Source organism: Streptomyces sp. TOM-9, assembly GCF_056858595.1.
Genome location: NZ_JBXEQB010000001.1, coordinates 1,043,076 through 1,058,389, shown reverse-complemented (window position 1 = coordinate 1,058,389; position 15,314 = coordinate 1,043,076). Strand labels below are relative to the sequence as shown.

19 protein-coding genes are annotated in these 15,314 nt (G+C 71.9%); 8 read left to right on the top strand and 11 right to left on the bottom strand.

Annotation, left to right across the window (positions count from 1 at the left end):
- Positions 1 to 66: 66 nt before the first annotated feature.
- Positions 67 to 234: a DUF5670 family protein gene (locus tag AC1VWI_RS04915; protein WP_018561957.1), complete on the bottom strand. Its 168-nt coding sequence runs from the start codon at positions 232 to 234 to the stop codon at positions 67 to 69.
- 109 nt (positions 235 to 343) lie between these two features.
- On the opposite strand from AC1VWI_RS04915, the gene AC1VWI_RS04910 reads away from it, so the two are divergent.
- On the top strand, positions 344 to 1,483 hold the full coding sequence (locus AC1VWI_RS04910; RefSeq protein WP_499509674.1) for a winged helix DNA-binding domain-containing protein: 1,140 nt from the start codon (positions 344 to 346) through the stop codon (positions 1,481 to 1,483).
- 72 nt (positions 1,484 to 1,555) lie between these two features.
- Here the strand turns inward: AC1VWI_RS04910 and AC1VWI_RS04905 are convergent, their stop codons facing one another.
- The 5 genes from AC1VWI_RS04905 to AC1VWI_RS04885 all read right to left on the bottom strand — a co-directional run bounded on the left by AC1VWI_RS04905 (position 1,556) and on the right by AC1VWI_RS04885 (position 5,577).
- The gene (locus tag AC1VWI_RS04905; RefSeq protein ID WP_499509673.1) at positions 1,556 to 1,864 is read right to left on the bottom strand and encodes a hypothetical protein; all 309 of its coding nucleotides are present in this window, start codon (positions 1,862 to 1,864) and stop codon (positions 1,556 to 1,558) included.
- Positions 1,865 to 2,075: 211 nt separating this feature from the next.
- Positions 2,076 to 2,633, bottom strand: coding sequence for a hypothetical protein (locus AC1VWI_RS04900; RefSeq protein WP_499509672.1), 558 nt, complete (start codon positions 2,631 to 2,633; stop codon positions 2,076 to 2,078).
- A 114-nt stretch (positions 2,634 to 2,747) separates the two neighbouring features.
- A complete protein-coding gene (locus AC1VWI_RS04895) occupies positions 2,748 to 3,224 on the bottom strand; it encodes a MarR family winged helix-turn-helix transcriptional regulator (RefSeq protein WP_499509671.1) in 477 nt (158 codons plus the stop codon).
- A 246-nt stretch (positions 3,225 to 3,470) separates the two neighbouring features.
- The gene (locus AC1VWI_RS04890; protein WP_499509670.1) at positions 3,471 to 5,093 is read right to left on the bottom strand and encodes a phytoene desaturase family protein; all 1,623 of its coding nucleotides are present in this window, start codon (positions 5,091 to 5,093) and stop codon (positions 3,471 to 3,473) included.
- Between the two features lie 25 nt (positions 5,094 to 5,118).
- Positions 5,119 to 5,577: an SRPBCC family protein gene (locus AC1VWI_RS04885; protein ID WP_499509669.1), complete on the bottom strand. Its 459-nt coding sequence runs from the start codon at positions 5,575 to 5,577 to the stop codon at positions 5,119 to 5,121.
- Between the two features lie 109 nt (positions 5,578 to 5,686).
- Between AC1VWI_RS04885 and AC1VWI_RS04880 the strand changes: the two genes are divergently transcribed.
- Together AC1VWI_RS04880 and AC1VWI_RS04875 are read left to right on the top strand one after the other, a co-directional pair.
- Positions 5,687 to 6,526, top strand: coding sequence for an SDR family oxidoreductase (locus tag AC1VWI_RS04880; RefSeq protein WP_499509668.1), 840 nt, complete (start codon positions 5,687 to 5,689; stop codon positions 6,524 to 6,526).
- Positions 6,527 to 6,551: 25 nt separating this feature from the next.
- Positions 6,552 to 7,031 (top strand): DUF5994 family protein, encoded by a 480-nt coding sequence (locus AC1VWI_RS04875; RefSeq protein WP_499509667.1) that lies wholly within the window; start codon positions 6,552 to 6,554, stop codon positions 7,029 to 7,031.
- Positions 7,032 to 7,406: 375 nt separating this feature from the next.
- Here the strand turns inward: AC1VWI_RS04875 and AC1VWI_RS04870 are convergent, their stop codons facing one another.
- Together AC1VWI_RS04870 and AC1VWI_RS04865 are read right to left on the bottom strand one after the other, a co-directional pair.
- Positions 7,407 to 8,141 carry a hypothetical protein gene (locus AC1VWI_RS04870; RefSeq protein WP_499517068.1) on the bottom strand — a complete coding sequence of 245 codons (735 nt, stop codon included), beginning with the start codon at positions 8,139 to 8,141 and terminating at the stop codon, positions 7,407 to 7,409.
- Complete coding sequence (locus tag AC1VWI_RS04865; RefSeq protein WP_499509666.1) at positions 8,138 to 8,632, bottom strand: DUF5994 family protein; 495 nt, start codon at positions 8,630 to 8,632, stop codon at positions 8,138 to 8,140. The genes AC1VWI_RS04870 and AC1VWI_RS04865 overlap by 4 nt, the downstream gene beginning before the upstream one ends.
- Positions 8,633 to 8,934: 302 nt before the next feature.
- On the opposite strand from AC1VWI_RS04865, the gene AC1VWI_RS04860 reads away from it, so the two are divergent.
- Positions 8,935 to 9,654 (top strand): hypothetical protein, encoded by a 720-nt coding sequence (locus tag AC1VWI_RS04860; RefSeq protein ID WP_499509665.1) that lies wholly within the window; start codon positions 8,935 to 8,937, stop codon positions 9,652 to 9,654.
- Between the two features lie 3 nt (positions 9,655 to 9,657).
- On the opposite strand, the gene AC1VWI_RS04855 is transcribed toward AC1VWI_RS04860, so the two are convergent.
- A complete protein-coding gene (locus AC1VWI_RS04855; RefSeq protein ID WP_499509664.1) occupies positions 9,658 to 10,155 on the bottom strand; it encodes an Ohr family peroxiredoxin in 498 nt (165 codons plus the stop codon).
- Between the two features lie 276 nt (positions 10,156 to 10,431).
- Between AC1VWI_RS04855 and AC1VWI_RS04850 the strand changes: the two genes are divergently transcribed.
- From AC1VWI_RS04850 to AC1VWI_RS04835, 4 genes are all read left to right on the top strand, one after another.
- Positions 10,432 to 10,698, top strand: a complete 267-nt coding sequence (locus AC1VWI_RS04850; protein ID WP_499509663.1) for a WhiB family transcriptional regulator — start codon at positions 10,432 to 10,434, stop codon at positions 10,696 to 10,698.
- Positions 10,699 to 10,914: 216 nt separating this feature from the next.
- Entirely contained in the window at positions 10,915 to 12,138 is a 1,224-nt protein-coding gene (locus AC1VWI_RS04845) for a PP2C family protein-serine/threonine phosphatase (protein ID WP_499509662.1), read from the top strand.
- 146 nt (positions 12,139 to 12,284) lie between these two features.
- Positions 12,285 to 13,016, top strand: a complete 732-nt coding sequence (locus AC1VWI_RS04840; RefSeq protein WP_499509661.1) for an SDR family oxidoreductase — start codon at positions 12,285 to 12,287, stop codon at positions 13,014 to 13,016.
- A 48-nt stretch (positions 13,017 to 13,064) separates the two neighbouring features.
- On the top strand, positions 13,065 to 13,940 hold the full coding sequence (locus AC1VWI_RS04835) for an RNA polymerase sigma-70 factor (protein ID WP_499509660.1): 876 nt from the start codon (positions 13,065 to 13,067) through the stop codon (positions 13,938 to 13,940).
- Between the two features lie 57 nt (positions 13,941 to 13,997).
- Here the strand turns inward: AC1VWI_RS04835 and AC1VWI_RS04830 are convergent, their stop codons facing one another.
- Positions 13,998 to 14,477, bottom strand: a complete 480-nt coding sequence (locus AC1VWI_RS04830; protein WP_499509659.1) for a cupin domain-containing protein — start codon at positions 14,475 to 14,477, stop codon at positions 13,998 to 14,000.
- 138 nt (positions 14,478 to 14,615) lie between these two features.
- Positions 14,616 to 15,077, bottom strand: coding sequence for a hypothetical protein (locus AC1VWI_RS04825; RefSeq protein WP_499509658.1), 462 nt, complete (start codon positions 15,075 to 15,077; stop codon positions 14,616 to 14,618).
- Positions 15,078 to 15,314 lie beyond the last annotated feature (237 nt).

Genomic DNA, 15,314 nt, shown 5'->3' with positions numbered 1-15,314 from the left:
GGGCGATGATCTCCGGTTCGTGCGCAACCCCTCGCATCCCCCGTCGTGCTGCGGGCGAGCGTCAGGTCACCATCGGTACCAGCGGCGCCGTCCGCCGCCCTCGGCGGCCCGGAACACGAAGCCGAGCAGCCACACCACCAGCACGATGATGGCGATCCACCACAGGGCCTTGAGGGCGAAGCCCGCCCCGAAGAGGATCAGGGCGAGCAGCAGGACGAGAAGCAAGGGAACCATGTCGTCAACCTCCTGACCCCGCGTCTGCCCTGGTGTTCCGTCACCATGCACCGCCGTGCCGCGGCGGCCGCCCGGATGGACTGTCGGACCGGGGCGGCATAATCCGGCCATGAGCCTCACGACGCGGCAACTGGCCCTTGCCACCCTGGACCGTCAGCTCCTGCTCGAGCGCAGGCGCATCGACGTGGCCGAGGCGGTCCGCCGCGTCTGCGCGCTGCAGGCACAGTCCCCGGCCTCCCCGTACCTGGCGCTGTGGAACCGGGTGCGGGACTTCGCGCCCGAGGACCTCGACGCGGCGTTCGCGGACCGGCGGATAGTGAAGGCGACCCTGATGCGGATCACGCTGCACGCCGTCCACGCCGAGGACCATGCCGCCTACCACGCCGCGATGGTGGCCACGCTGCGGGCGTCACGGCTGTACGACCGCCGCTTCACCTCGACCGGGCTGGACCCCGCCGACGCCGACGCGCTGCTTCCCGAACTCGCCGGGTTCCTCGACCGGCCCCGAACCGGCACCGAGGTGGAGAACGAGGTCGCGGGACGCTTCGGCGAGCACGCCCACCGCGTGTGGTGGGCGCTGCGCACGTACGCGCCCGTGCATCACGCGCCGGCCGGCGGCCCCTGGTCGTTCACCCTGCCGAACACCTACCGCTCCTCCGCGGCCGTCCCCGCGCCCGAGCCCGAGCAGACCGACGCCGGGGTGCGGCGACTGCTGCTCGCCTACCTGGGCGCGTTCGGGCCCGCCTCGGCCCGGGACTTCGCTCGCTTCACACTGCTGCAGCGCTCCGTCATCACCCGGGCGCTGGACGGGCTCGGCGACCAGGTGGTGCAGGTGGCGGGACCGGGCCGCGCCGCCCTGACCGACCTCGCCGACGCCACCGTCCCCGACGAGGACACGCCGGCGCCGCCCAGGCTGCTCCCCATGTGGGACAGCATCCTGCTGGCCCACGCCGGCGCGGGGCGGGTCGTGCCCGAGGAGTACCGGCCGCTGATCGCGCGCCGCAACGGCGACACGCTGCCGTGCCTGCTCGTCGACGGGCGGGTCGCCGGCGTGTGGCGCGCGACCGGCGACGGCCTGGAGCTGACCGCCTTCCGCAAGCTCGGGAAGGCCGCCTGGCAGGGGCTGGTGGAGGAGGCGGCGAAGCTGTGGGCTCTGCTCGCCGACCGCGACCCGGCCGTCTACCGGCGTTACGGACACTGGTGGGACAAGGGGTTCCCCGGCGTCGAGAGCCGGTTCGTCAAGGCCTGAACGTGCCGCGGCGACGTCACCCGGACAGCGTTGGGCGGGACGCCGCCTGGGCAGCGCCCCGCCGCGCCGGACTCAGGTGGACAGCAGGCGGTTGAAGAAGGACCGGTAGCGCCGGAGCGCCGTGCGCAGGTCCTCCGTGTTCACCTGCTCGCCACGGGTCCACTGGCCTTCCAGGTCCCCCTTGTGCTGGGCGAACGTCGATGCCAACTTCTGCATGACGTCTGCCACCAACTCATCGGCGGCGTGCACGGCATCGCGGGGGTCGTCGACGAACTCGCTCTGGATCCGCTGCCAACGGTCGCGGAAGTTCTCCTGGTCCTGAGAACCCAGCAACTGCGGGGCCTCATCCGAGGCGGTCTCCTGGACAGGAGTGCCCGCCATGTCCTCCGGGGGCGGTCCGCCCCGGGTTCCGGTGCTCTCGCCTGGGTACTCCGGTGCCCGGGAGGCCGCTTCCGGGCGGTCCTGCCCGGGGCCGGCAGGTGCGTGGGTCTCTGCGAGGTCTTCGGTGGCCAGACCGCTTCCGCGGGAGGCACGCTCGCGTTCCATGGTTCTCCGCCTCTCCAGATGGGGTGTTCCGGGACGGGTCCTTCGTTCAGGCCCGGGCGTGGCGCCGCCCACCGCCGTCGGTGAGCAGTTCGTCGAACAGGGCGCGGTAGTGGACCATCGCGCCGCGCAGCTGTTCGGTCGTGGCCTCGTGCCGGGTGCTGAGGTCGTTGACCTCGTGGGCCGCCCGGTAGTGGTCCAGGGTCCGGCCGTGCTCCACCGACAGGTCCTTGACCTGCTGGTCGAAGTTCTCGGTCGGGTAGCCGCGGTCGCGCATCAGGGAGCCCACCAGGCTGTCGGCGTCGTGGACCGCGTCCTCGGGCCGGTCGACGAACTCCTCCTGGACGCTGGTCCACTCCCGCGCGTAGCGGTCACGGATACCGCTCGGCAGCGGCTTGATGTCCAGCGAGTCGTGACGCTTGGTGCGTGCGGCGAGGTCCCGCTCGGCGTCCTTGCGGCTGTCGGCGCCTTCCACCGTCCGGTCGTACTCCGGGCCGAACCGTTCCTTCAGGCGCCGGTGGCGCATGAAGAGGGTGGACGCCACCGCGATCAGGGCGAGTATCACCACCACGGGGATGATGATCGCCAGAAGTGTCCCTGTTGACATGGGGTCGACTCCCTAGCACTTACGGGAACCCCCCTCAGGCTGACGCCTGCCCTGGCGCCGGTATCCAAAACGCCCCTTGTATGGGCATTCGTCACGTATGACGCGAGTGGCTCCTCAGGCCGTACCGTGCACCGCGCGCAAGTGCTCGACGACCGGGGTGAGGGCTTTGCGGAGGGCCGCCTGGTCCTCGGCGGGGAGCAGGTCGATGAAGTGCTCCCGTACGGCGGCGACGTGGTGCGGGGCGACCCTGCGCATGGTCTCCCAGCCTTCGTCCGTGAGGACGGCGAACAGCCCGCGCCGGTCGGACTCGCAGTTCTCGCGGCGGACCAGGCCGGCGTTCTCCATGCGGCTGATCTGGTGCGACAGCCGGCTCTTGGACTGCAGGGTGGCGCGGGCCAGGTCGCTCATCCGCATGCGGTGCTCGGGCGACTCCGAGAGGTTCACCAGGATCTCGTAGTCGTTGATGGTGAGGTCGAACGGCTCCAGGTCGCGTCCGAGCTGGTGGAGCAGTAGCGTGCCGACCTCCAGATAGGTGCGCCAGGCGCGCTGCTCGTCAGCGGTCAGCCATTCGTCGCTCTTGCCCTTCGCCATTTCCCCATCATATCGAGGGCGGAAATTCCGCTTGAAAGCTCCACATTTTAGCCATGGCGATTGACCCGAATGCATCGTCGCGGGGCGGCGCTCGAAGGCCACGCCAGCGACCGTGCCGCTGCCCGGCTGATGATCTCTCTGTAGAAGTCGGACGTCAGCGAGTTCCGCAAGGGCGGGGAATCTGGTTCCGGGGAAACGACGAATCCGCCTGCGTCTGCGTCACCCAGGCCTGAAGGACACGGCGGATCAGGTGGAGCGCCCCGTGCGGCCGCGGCGGGTGAGGGCACGCTGCGCCCTGCTCAGCAGGCGGCTCGGGGAACGGGATCGCAGCGCGGCATGAGCGGCGTTGGCGCCCGGGGCGCCGTGCACGCCGCCGCCCGGATGGGCCCCCGCGGACGCCAGGAAGAGTCCCGAGATCGGTGTCTCCGGACGTCCCGTTCCCGGGAGGGGGCGGAAGACCAGCTGCTGGTGCATGCCCGCGGTGCCCCCGTTGATGGCACCGCCGTGGAGGTTGGCGTCGTTCGCCTCGAGCTGGGGCGGGGCGAGTACACGGCGGGCGGCGACGAGTGAGCGGAAGCCGGGTGCGTACCGCTCGACCTGTGCTTCGACCCGGTCGGCCATCAGGTCCTGGTCGGTGCGGGTCCAGGTGCCGGTGATGCCCGCCCCGCCCGCGTCGCCGCGGACACGGTGGGGGAGGTGGGTGTACGCCCACGCGGATTGCGTACCGGACGGGGAACGCGACCCGTCTGCCGTGGTCATCTGCCCGAACAGGAGGAAGGGCCGCTCGGGCACCTGCCCCATGGCGATCTGCGCGGCGAACCGCGTCAGTTCGTCGACACCTTCGGCCAGGTGCACGGTGCCCGCCTGCGCCGCCGCGGACGACGACCACGGCACCGCGCCCTCCAGGGCCCAGTCCACCTTGAAGGTCGCGAAGTCCCACTGGAAGCGGCGCAGATCCTCCAGGACCCGGTCCGGGAGGTCGTCCCGTTTGACCAGCTGCCCGTACAGCGCGGGCACGGACACGTCGGCCAGGACTGCGCGGCGTGCCGGCACCGCGTCGCCGTCGGCAGTACGGACCCCCACCGCCCGGCCGGAGCGCACCACGACCTCCGTCACCCGCGCTCCGCACCGCAGCGTCCCGCCGCGTCTGCGGAGCCGCCCGACGAGGGCGGCCGTGAGCGCTCCGGCGCCGCCGACGGGCACGGGGAAACCGTACGTCTGCCCCAGCATGGCCATGAGCCAGCCGAATCCTCCGCTCCCCGCGGCTTCCGGGGCGAGATCGGCGTGCAGCGCGCAGCCGGCCAGCAGCAAGGGGCCCAACTCGCCCCGGAACTCCTCCTCGCCCAGACGGCGCACGGGAAGCACCAGGGTGCGTGCCATGCGCAGCCCACCGCCCGCGCGCAGCCGTGCCGCGAGCCGCAGGCCCGGGCGTACCGGCGGGAAGGGTGTGAACAGGGCATCGACGAGGTCGTCGCCGAGGCGCCCCCAGATCGTGCACAGCCGGAGCCATGCCGCGCCGTCGCCGGCGGTCTCCGTGTCGAGGACCGCGGCCGTGTCGATGGCACGCCGGTGCAGCACCGCGCAGCGGCCGTCGAGCAGCGGATGGGCGACGACGGCCGGCGCGTGGCTCCACCGCAGGCCTTCACGGTGCAGATCGAGCCCGCGGATGACCGGCGAGGCGGCCGTGAGGGGGTAGAAGGAGCTGAACAGGTCGTGGACGAACTCGGGATGGACGTCCCGCCCGGAGCGGACTCCGCCGCCGGGCTCGTCCTGGGCCTCGAGTACCTCCACGCCCCATCCGGCGTCGGCCAGCAGGTTGGCGGCGACCAGGCCGTTGGGGCCCGCGCCGATCACGACCGCGTCCGCCATGGGTGCCTCCCGTCGCCGGCGCCGTTCAGCCGCCGTCCGTGCCTTCGCGTGCCGCGTCGGCCTCCACGGCGTCGGCCAGCCGGCTGAGCATGCTGCGGTGCCGGACCTGGAGCAGCGCGTCCAGCGCGGCGTTGTGGAACAGGCCGCCGGGGCCGCGCAGCGGATGCTCGTCGACGATGACCAGGGTGTCCTTGCCCCAGGGGCGCAGGTCGATCGCGATCCGCGCGGAGCCGAGCCATCCGCTGAAGGCCTCCAGTTCCAGCAGCCGAGGGGGCCGGCAGATCCGTACGATCGTCTCGCCGGTCAGCTTCACCGGGCCCAGCGGCACGGTGTACTCGATGCTGGAGCCGACCGCCGGCCAGTCGCCGTCGCCGCGCCGGGACGACGACGGACCCACGACCCAGTCCCCGTAACGCGTGCCGTCGGCCAGCACGGCCCACACGTCCTCCGGCGCGCCGCGGACCAGCCTGTGCCGAACTGCCATGAGTACCTCCGGTGACCTTCGTGTTCACCGCACGCCTGTTCTTCTGCCCTCGGTTACGGTCGTTATAGGCGTGTTTGCGGAGTTTCCTCGTCGCAGCGGGAGGACCAAGGTGACGGACTCCCTGCCCTTGCTGGGACGTACGGCCGTGGTCACCGGCGCCTCCCGGGGCATCGGGCGGGCGGTGGCGCACCTCCTCGCGGCCCGCGGCGCCCGTGTCGCGCTGCTCGGACTGGAACCGGAGGAATTGGAGTGGGCGGCCGCCGGCGTGCCCGGTCCGGCGCGGGCCTGGCACCTCGATGTCACGGACGAGGCCGCCCTGCGCCGCACTGCCGACGAGGTGACGGGGCAGTTCGGGCCGGCATCCGTGGTCGTCGCGAACGCCGGGATCGCCTCCGCGGGCCCCTTCGGCGAGTGCTCCATGGCGACCTGGCGCAGGATCATCGAGGTCAACCTCGTCGGAAGTGCTCTGACCGCCCGGGCCTTCCTCCCACAACTGCTGGCCACCCGCGGCTACTACCTGCAGGTCTCCTCGCTCGCGGCGATCGGCGCCGCCCCGTTGATGTCCGCCTACTGCGCCTCCAAGTCAGGGGTCGAGGCCTTCACGCACTCCCTGCGCGCCGAGGTGGCCCACCGTGGCGTCGCCGTGGGCGTCGCCTACCTGAGCTGGACGGACACCGAGATGATCCGCGATGCCCGGTACGACGCGCCCCTGCGCGAACTGAGGGCCCTCATGCCCTGGCCGGCGAGCCGTACCTACCCCGCCGAGGACACGGCGGAGCGGCTCGTGCGGGGCATCGAACGCCGCGCGCCCGCCGTCTACGTACAGCCCTGGCTGCGCGGCGTCCAAGCGGTGCGCACCCTTCTGCCGGGTGTGGTCGCCTGGCGGGCCCGGCACGCGATGGGCGCCTTGGAACGGCGGGACGGCACGCCGGTGCGGGGAGTACGTTGAAGACGACAAGACGAGCGAGAACACCATGGCCGACTCCGACACCCCCCACCCTCCCGAAGCCCTTGCGGATGAGATCCAGCGAGAAGTGAAACCCGGGACGGCAGTACTGAGGCTGGAGACGACCCCCGACCGCCAGGGCATCCTCGACGGTGCGTGGTGGCCGCGTTCCCGCGACATCGCCTCGGAGCTTCCCAGCCTGATCACCGAGTTGGTCCGTCACCTGGGCCCCATCACGCGCGTCGGCCTGGACGCGAGCGCCTGGGACGAACTCCCCACGCGCCTGACCATCGACGACCGGGTCGTCCACATCGACTCCTTCGCCGTCGGTGACGGAACGGTCCTGATCACCCGGGGCGAGCGGGACCACTTCTCCCTGCTGGTGGTTCCGCCACAGGCGACGCCCGATGCGGCACGCGCCGCGATGGCCAAGGCGGTGGCGGCCGGCAACGTCCAAGGGGCCGAACAGATCCTCATCGACACGGGCACCCCTCCCCGCGGGTCGTGACGCCGGTCCCGGCGAAGCGGCGCGTCCCCTCCGCCCCACGCGCGACGACCCGCGCTCCCGCACCCCGGTGCGAGAGCCTCGCGCAACCGCCGACACAACGGCCCCGGCGCATTCACACGCCAGGGCCGCCCTTCCAAACTGCCGCACGTGAGAGTGCGCCAGTTCACCTCCATGTTACTGCTGCCGGACTCCCGACGCTGAGACACGGAGAGCCGTATCCCCAGCACGCGGGTGCCGTCGCGGATGCCAGGGGGAAGCGCCCAACAGGGCCCGCACCGGCGGTCTGTCGCCGGTCCGGGCCCCGCCGTGAAGCCGGGCGACCCGGGTTCGCCCGCCCCAGCCGCCTGCCGGCCCGATCGGGTACGGGCCGGTACATCACCCCCAGGCGGTTGCCGGCGGCCAGTCGGCCCGGCGGGCCCGGGCGGTGTCCGCTCGTTCGCGGGTCTTCGCCGCTTCGCCCGTGTCATCGCTGCCCGACGCCGGTCGAGCCGCCCGAATCTCTCCCTCGTGCGGGCGGCCGGTGGGGGCCGGATGGCCCGTGCCCGCTCCGGACTGGAACGACTCCACGGCTCCGGGGCCCTGCGTGGTGTCGACCGTGAGGTGCAGGCGGGTGCCACCTTCGGGAGTTGCCGGGTAGCTGCGCTGTTCCGTCCCCGCGAAGTGCCTCCGGAGCGTTTCGGCGACCCGGCGGGCGGCCTCGGGGGACGCGGCGATGATGCGGACCTCGGCGAGCGCGGTCCGGGGCGGTGCCGTCCGCACGGTGTGCGCCGCGGACGGCGGGCGGTCCGCAACGGTGACCCGACGAGGCGAGGCCAGCAGCCGTTCGGGTCGCCGCGCACTCGCTGCCGTCGAACCTGTGGATCGCAGCAGACGACGGCTTCCGCCTCGCGGTTCTTCCTGCACCGTCCCGGCCGGTGGGTTCCCGGGATCGCCGGCGCTGTCCTCCGGGACGGCGACGGTCCGGCGACGACGGTACGGAAGGAGATCGCCGTAGCGGAAGGCGGCGATCCGCTGGTCGTGGCGCTCGTTGAGCGCACGGATCAGGAAGGTGCCCACGGCGATCATCGCGAGGAGCGCGGCCAGGCTGACGAGGAACGTCATCACGCTCACACCCCTCCCGCGCGGACCGGCACCACGACCGTGTCGGCCGCGGACGCGGCTCCGCCTTCCGACTCCCAGTCCGCTTCGTCCCGGCCGTCGGTTCCCGCGGCCGGGAGCAGTTCGTCGTCCGCCAGGATGCCGCTCGCAGTGCGTCGGCACCGGGGGTCGGCCGCGGCTGCCATCAGCCGGGTCGCTGCGGCCAGGTCACATTCCGGCGGGATGACCAGCAGATCGAGGCGGCCCGTGGTGTAGGAGAGCAGCAGCAGTTTGTTCGCGTCCTGTTCGGTGAACCAGCCGACGTGGACGACATGTCCCGAGGCGGGCACCCTGCGCGGGATCACGGGCCAGAGCGAGGGGTGCACCGCGACTCGGGTCACCCGCGCCCAGCAGCGGTCCAGCGTGCCGATCAGGGCCGGGAGTTCACGCGTGAGATCGCGGGAACGAGGCCACCAGGCTCCGTCCAGCAGACCCTGGGCGGCATGCGCCGGCTTCAGTACCAACCGGGGCGGCGGTATCGGTGGTGAGGAGTCCTGCCCATCAGCGATGAGTGGGCGATGGACGATGATCTTCATGGCACGGACCTGACTCCGGGGGCGTTCCCGCTTGCCCGAGATGGCCGTTCGCCGGGAACGACACCGGCATGAGGGCCCGTGTGCGAAGTGCTCCTGGTGTCTCAAGGGTACTCCGGTGAGGACCTGGCGGAGCCGTGGTTCGGCGACCAACAGTGCCGTGATGCCCCGCGGGCGGCTCCCTGGAAGACTCGTCCCACGTACTCGGGGCCAGGCGACGGAAGCGAACGGCCATGGACCGGTACCTGGCGGAGATCCTTCGGGCGCACGGCGGCGGTGACCGCTACGCGCGGTTCCGCGAGGTCCGCGCGACGATCGTCACCGGCGGCGAGCTGTGGGCGCTGAAAGGCGTGCCGCAGGACCCGGCGCCCCGCAGCATGACCGTGTGGCTCCACGAGGAGCGGGCGTCCCTGCGCCCCTATGGCGCGCCGGACCAGCGGACCGACTTCACCCCCGGCCGTGTCGCGATCGAGAAGGCCGACGGTACGGTCGTCGCCGAGCGCGGCGACCCCCGGTCCCACTTCGCGGGGCACACGATGACCACCCCCTGGGACGCGCTGGACCGCGCCTACTTCAACGGCTACGCCCTGTGGACCTACCTGACCACCCCCTTCCTGCTCGCCGGCCCGGGCGTCACCGTCTCCGGCATCGGGGCGTGGCGCGAGGGCGACGAGACGTGGCGGGGCCTGCGCGCCACGTTCCCCGAGGACGTGGCCACCCACTCCCGTCAGCAGGACTTCTACTTCGACGAGGCCCTCCGGCTGCGCCGCTACGACTACCACGTGGAGATCGCGGGCGGTTTCGCGTGCGCGCAGTACGTCCACGACTACGTCGAGGCCCAGGGGCTGCGGATGCCCTCGAAGCGCCGGGTGCACCTCCGCGCCGAGGACGGCAGCCCGCGGCGCGACACGTTGCTCGTCTCGATCGACGTCAGCGACGTGCACTACGCGTGAGGCTCAGGGAGCCAGCGTGAGCGTCGCCGGCGTCCCCCGCGCCAGCATCTTGGTGTAGGGACACAGCGAGTCCGCCCGCCTCAGGAGGGGAGCGGCGGTCGCCGCGTCCGTCCCGGGCCAGGTGATCACCAGGTCCGCCCGCACCAGGTAGCCGCCGTCCAGGGGGTCCCGGCCGAAGGCGACGGAGGCCTCCACCGCGATCGTCGCGGGGTTGCGGCCGGCCTGCCGGGCGACCAGGCTGAGGGCGCCGTGGAAGCAGGCTGCGAGCCCGGCGGCGAACAGCTGTTCCGGATTCGTGCCGCCGCTCTCCCCGCCGAGTTCGGGGGGCAGCCGCAGCACGAGGTCGAGCATCCCGTCGGACGACCGGGCCCGTCCCGATGCCCGTCCGTGGCTCACCTCACCGCCGCTGACGGTCACGGACGTCGTGTAGATGGGGGAGAAGGCCGTGCCGTCGTAGTCCTTCGCCGTGGACAGCCCGGGCCACCGGGTCGGGTCGCTCACGGTGCGGGCGCCTTTCCGCCGCACATGACTGTGGTCTGCATGGTCCGCCCTTCGTCATCCCGGGAGAGGCCCGGACCCGATCAACGACTCTGACCAATCAGCTGATCAACTTGTGACACGCCGGAGGTGAATTCCACGTGAACTCACCCGCGGGCCCGAGCGATTGACGCCCGGGTGGCCCGCGGGGCACCCAAGCGCGGCATATCGGGCGTCACAGCCACGTCGATCCACTGGTCTCCATGAAGAGTCCCGGCCCGCCCCCACCAGGAGGTCTTCATGAATTGGCGTTACGACGCTGCGTGCCGCGAGGAGGATCCGGAGCTGTTCTTCCCCATCAGCAGCAGCGGCCCGGGAATGGCGCAGATCCAGGAGGCCAAGGCCGTGTGCCTGCGGTGCCCCGTCATGGCTCAGTGCCTGCGGTCGGCGCTGTCGGCCGGTCGTCTCGACGGGATCTGGGGCGGCACCACGGAGGACGAACGGCGGAGGATGCAGCGCCGCGACTACGTCGAGCGCTGGCGGAAGACGCGGCAGGCCACCGCCTGATCCGGGTCGGACGCTTATGGGCTTCCCTTGTTCGATGTTCGTCATATGTCGAACAATATCGGTCGGGGGTGGATGGCGCGGCGGAAGCGGATGGGTTCCATGTCACATATGCGGTGGATGTCCTGTCGTACCCGGAAAGCCGGAACGGTGGCGCAGCGCCGCACACGGGCGCGACCGCGCGGCCACGCAATGCCCCCGCACGGAAAGGCAGCGCATGTGATCCCCTCCCTTCCGCTCCGCAACCGCCCCGCCCCCCGCTCGCGGGGGCCGGGGATACAGGCCGCCGTCGCGCTCCTCCTCCTCGCCGCCGTGAGCGTCCTGGACGGGCTGTGCGCACCGGCCGTCGGCTGGGCGGCGACGCTCGTGGCCGCCTCGGCGGCGGCGAGGTTCGCCGGTGCCGCGCTGACCGCAGGAGCCGTCCTGATCGTCGCCGCGGCCGGGACCGGCCTCGTCGTCAGCCCCACGGGGGTTCCGCCGGTCACCACCTCACAGGACGCCGCCGTGCTCGTGCTGTCCGTGGTCGCCGTCGTGTTCCGCGTCCGCCAGGAGCACCAACAGCTGGAGCTGACCGCCGTACGGGCGGTCTCCGAGATCACGCAGCGAGTCGTCCTGCGCCCGCTCCCCGACCGGATCGGCCCGCTGCGCGTCGCCGCCGCCTACCAGGCCTCGGACGCCCACGCCACCGTCGGCGGCGACCTCTACGCGGCCGCCCGCGTCCCCGGAGCGACGCGGATGCTGATCGGTGACGTCCGCGGCAAGGGCCTGCAGGGGATCCACGAAGTGGCGGCCGGCGTCGGCGCGTTCAGGGAGGCGGCACCTCGCTGCGCCACCCTGTCCGAAGTGGCCGCGCACCTGGAGGGCAGCATGCGCACCCACCTGGAGGAGTTCGGGGAGAACCACGACGACGCCGCCGAACGCTTCGTCACCGCGCTGGTGTTGGAGATACCGGACGACCGGCGGGTCATCCGCGCGGTCAACTGCGGCCACCCCGCGCCCCTCGTCTCCGGTGGCGGACGCGTCACCCTCCTGGAGCCCCGCCGCTGCGGGCCGCCCCTCGGCCTGGGCGGCCTGGCCCCCCACGACCACCACGAGGACACCTTCCCCTTCGCCCTTGGGGACGTCCTCCTGCTCTACACCGACGGCGTCACCGAGGCCCGGGACCCGGCGGGCACCTTCTACCCCCTCCAGGACCGGGTCGCCTCCTGGACGGGCGACGAGCCCGGCGGCCTCGTGCGGCACGTACGGGAAGACCTGTGCCGGCACCTCAGGGGCCCGCTGAGCGACGACGTCGCCATCGTCGCCCTCCAGCGGGTTCCCGTTCCCGCGCAGGCGGCCGCCCCCGGGGTGGAGGCCGGGCGGGTTCCGGGCGGGCCGCCGCCGGGCGCGGCGGGGAGTTCCCGTCCGCCGCCCCTTCGGGTGATGGCGGCCTGCACGCCCTGACACCGCCTGCCCGTCGCACCGTGCGGCGCGGTCCGGCGTGCCCTCGGGCGGCCTCCGCGGCAGACCAGGCGCGTCGAGTGCCGCGAAGGTACGTTAAGCAGGTAGGGGCATTAACCGGTCACAGGCATCGGGAGATGGGCAAAGCCATGAAAATCGCAGTCATCGGCGGAACCGGGCTCATCGGCTCGCAGGTCGTGAAGGACCTCAAAGCGGCCGGCCAGGAGGCCGTGCCGCACTCCCTGTCCACCGGCGTGGACCTCCTGAGCGGCGAGGGCGTCGTGGAGGCCGTCGCGGGCGCGGACGTCGTCGTCAACCTCACGAACTCGCCGACCTTCGACGAGGCCTCGCCCGCGTTCTTCCAGACGTCGATGGACAACCTGATCGCCGCCTGTGAGAAGGGCGGCGTCGGTCACATGGTCATCCTCTCCATCGTGGGTGTGGACCAGGTGCCGGAGCTGGACTACTACCGGGCGAAGGTGCTCCAGGAGGACATCCTCAAGGCGAGTTCGATCCCGTACTCCATCGTCCGCGCCACGCAGTTCATGGAGTTCATGGACGCGACGATGTCCTGGACCACCGACGGCGACACCGTCCGGCTGCCGCACACCCCGCTCCAGCCGATCGCCGCCGCCGACGTCGCGCGGATGGTCGCCGAGGTCGCCTCGGGTCCCCCGCTCAACGGGACCGTGGACATCGCCGGGCCCGATGTCTTCTCCCTCGACGAGATCGGCCGGATCACCATCGCCGCCAAGGGCGACGGGCGTTCCGTCGTCGTCGACGACACCGCGGGCATGTTCGCCGTCCCCCAGGGCGACGTCCTCGTCGGTGGGCAAGCCGCCCGCATCGCCCCCACCCACTACCGGGACTGGCTGTCCTGACCGACGGGCGCGTCCCGACCGCGGACGACGCCGACCGAGGACGACGCAGTGGATGACGCCGACGACCTCCAGGAAGCACAGGAGGAGTTCCAGGCCGCCCGTGGCAGCCTGTTCGGCATCGCCTACCGCATGCTCGGCAGCGTGAGCGAGGCCGAGGACATCCTGCAGGAGGCGTGGATCCGCTGGCAGACCTACGACCGCTCCAAGGTGGAGAACCCCCCGGCGTTCCTCGCGACGACGGTCACCAGGCTCGCCATCAACGTGCTGCAGTCGGCCAGGGCCCGGCGTGAGACCTACGTCGGACCCTGGCTGCCGGAGCCGGTGGACACCGAGAGCGACCCCGCGCTGGGAGCCGTGAACGGGGAGGCGCTGGAGGTCGCGGTGCTGATGCTCCTGGAGAAGCTCACGCCCGCGGAACGTGCCGCCTACGTGCTCCGGGAGGCCTTCGAGTACCCCTACGCGCAGATCGCGGAGATCATCGGGCAGTCCAACGCCAACGCGCGCCAACTGGTGAGCCGGGCGCGCAAGCACCTGGCGGCGGAGAAGCGGGCCGGTGTCGTGACCGCCGACCGCCAGCGCTTCCTGACGGCGTTCGTGGCGGCCGCGAAGGCGGGGGAGGTGGGGGTGCTGGAGGACATGTTCGCCGAGGACGTCGTCTCGTACTCCGACGGCGGAGGCGAGGTCCGTGCCTCGAAGTTCCCCGTCGTGGGCCGTCAGCGGGTGGCCAAGTACATCCACGCCTTCGCCGACCGGTTCTGGGTCGGCGCCACCGTGGAGCCCGTCCAGGTGAACGGCGGGCCCGGCATGAAGCTGTCCCGCGACGGTACGGTCTACGCCGTCCTGACGCTGAGCGTCACACCGGAGGGCATCGACCGGGTGATGTGGATGATGAGCCCGACGAAACTCGCCGTCCTGGACAAGTGAGCGCACGGGCCCCCGGCACCGCCCGGGGGGCGCGCGGCGCCGGGGGAGGGGCTCCGGTCAGTCGACGAAGTACGAGTCGTGCTTGTCCAGGAACGCGGCGCGTTCCTCCGCCGTGGCGTTGCCCATCTGCGAGATCTGCTCGAAGTACTCCTCACGCGGCGCGCCCGGCGTGAAGAGCAGCAGCATCTCCGCCGGGGCGTCGGAGTCGTTGCGGAAGGCGTGCAGCCCGCCCTGCGGGACGTGCAGGAAGTCGCCTTCCTGGGCGTCCACCCACTTCTCGCCGTTGTAGAGACGGACGGTGCCGTTGAGGATGAAGAAGGACTCCGAGATGGTCCGGTGGAAGTGCGTCTTGGGACCGCCCGCGTTCGCCCTCATCATGACGCGGTAGAGCCCGTACTCGCCCCGCGTCATGTCCGTGGTCGCCAGGTAGTGAATGCCGTCCCCGGCCTGGCCGACGTTCGGAGGGGCGCTCGCCGGGCGGAAGTTGGCGTTGACCTCGCCGCTGTCCCCGAAGTACACCTGCTTTGGGTATGACATGCCTACCGTCCCTCGCTCGCGTCGTGTGCGCCGTGGCGCACCGGTGGGGCGTGTGCCGGCCGCTCCGGTCGGCCGTCCATGACCACGCCCCTGACGGGGAGACCGGGTTGCCCGCGCGTGTGTGACAGCTCCGTGGCGTCAGGAGACGGCGACGACGCCCACCGCGGCCAAACCGTTGTCCGCGCGCAGGAGGATGTCGTAGAGGTAGGTGTCGCCCGCGCGGGGCGTCAGGACCCGCCGGCCCCCGGAGGGCAGGGTCCCGGTGACCGTCTCGTGCCTCTCGCCGGGCGCCGATCCGCTGACGGCCACGAGCCTGACCGGCGTCCTGCCGATGTTCTCCAGCGTAACGGAGCGGGTCCTCGGACACGTACCGGTGAGCTCGTCGGCGCAGTGGAAGCGCACGTCGCCGAAGTCGGTCAGGCCGCAGGAGACGTCGGTGGCGAAGCTGAAGTGGGCGGAGCAGACGGCACCCCCGCGCAGGGCCGTCGCGGGCGGCGAGGCGTGGGCGTCGTCCGGGGGAGGGCCGTCCGTGCACGCCGTGGCGAACGGCGCGAGCGCGACGGTGCTGACGAGTACGGCGGACAGGAGTGCTGTGCGCACGTGGAGCTCCAGAAGAAGGAAGGCGAAGTGGGGGGCGCGCGTGGCGTCGCCGTGGACGTCGGCCCGGGACGGCTGACGTCGAGTCCTCAGGAACGTAGCAGACAGTGTTGATCCGTCCGGCGAGCGGAGGGCCTGCGGACAGCCACCAAAACGGTCTTTCTGGTGGGAAACATCCCCATACATCCCCGTCGCGATCACAGTGTTCACCACTGAGCGGACATGCTCTGTCACACCGGC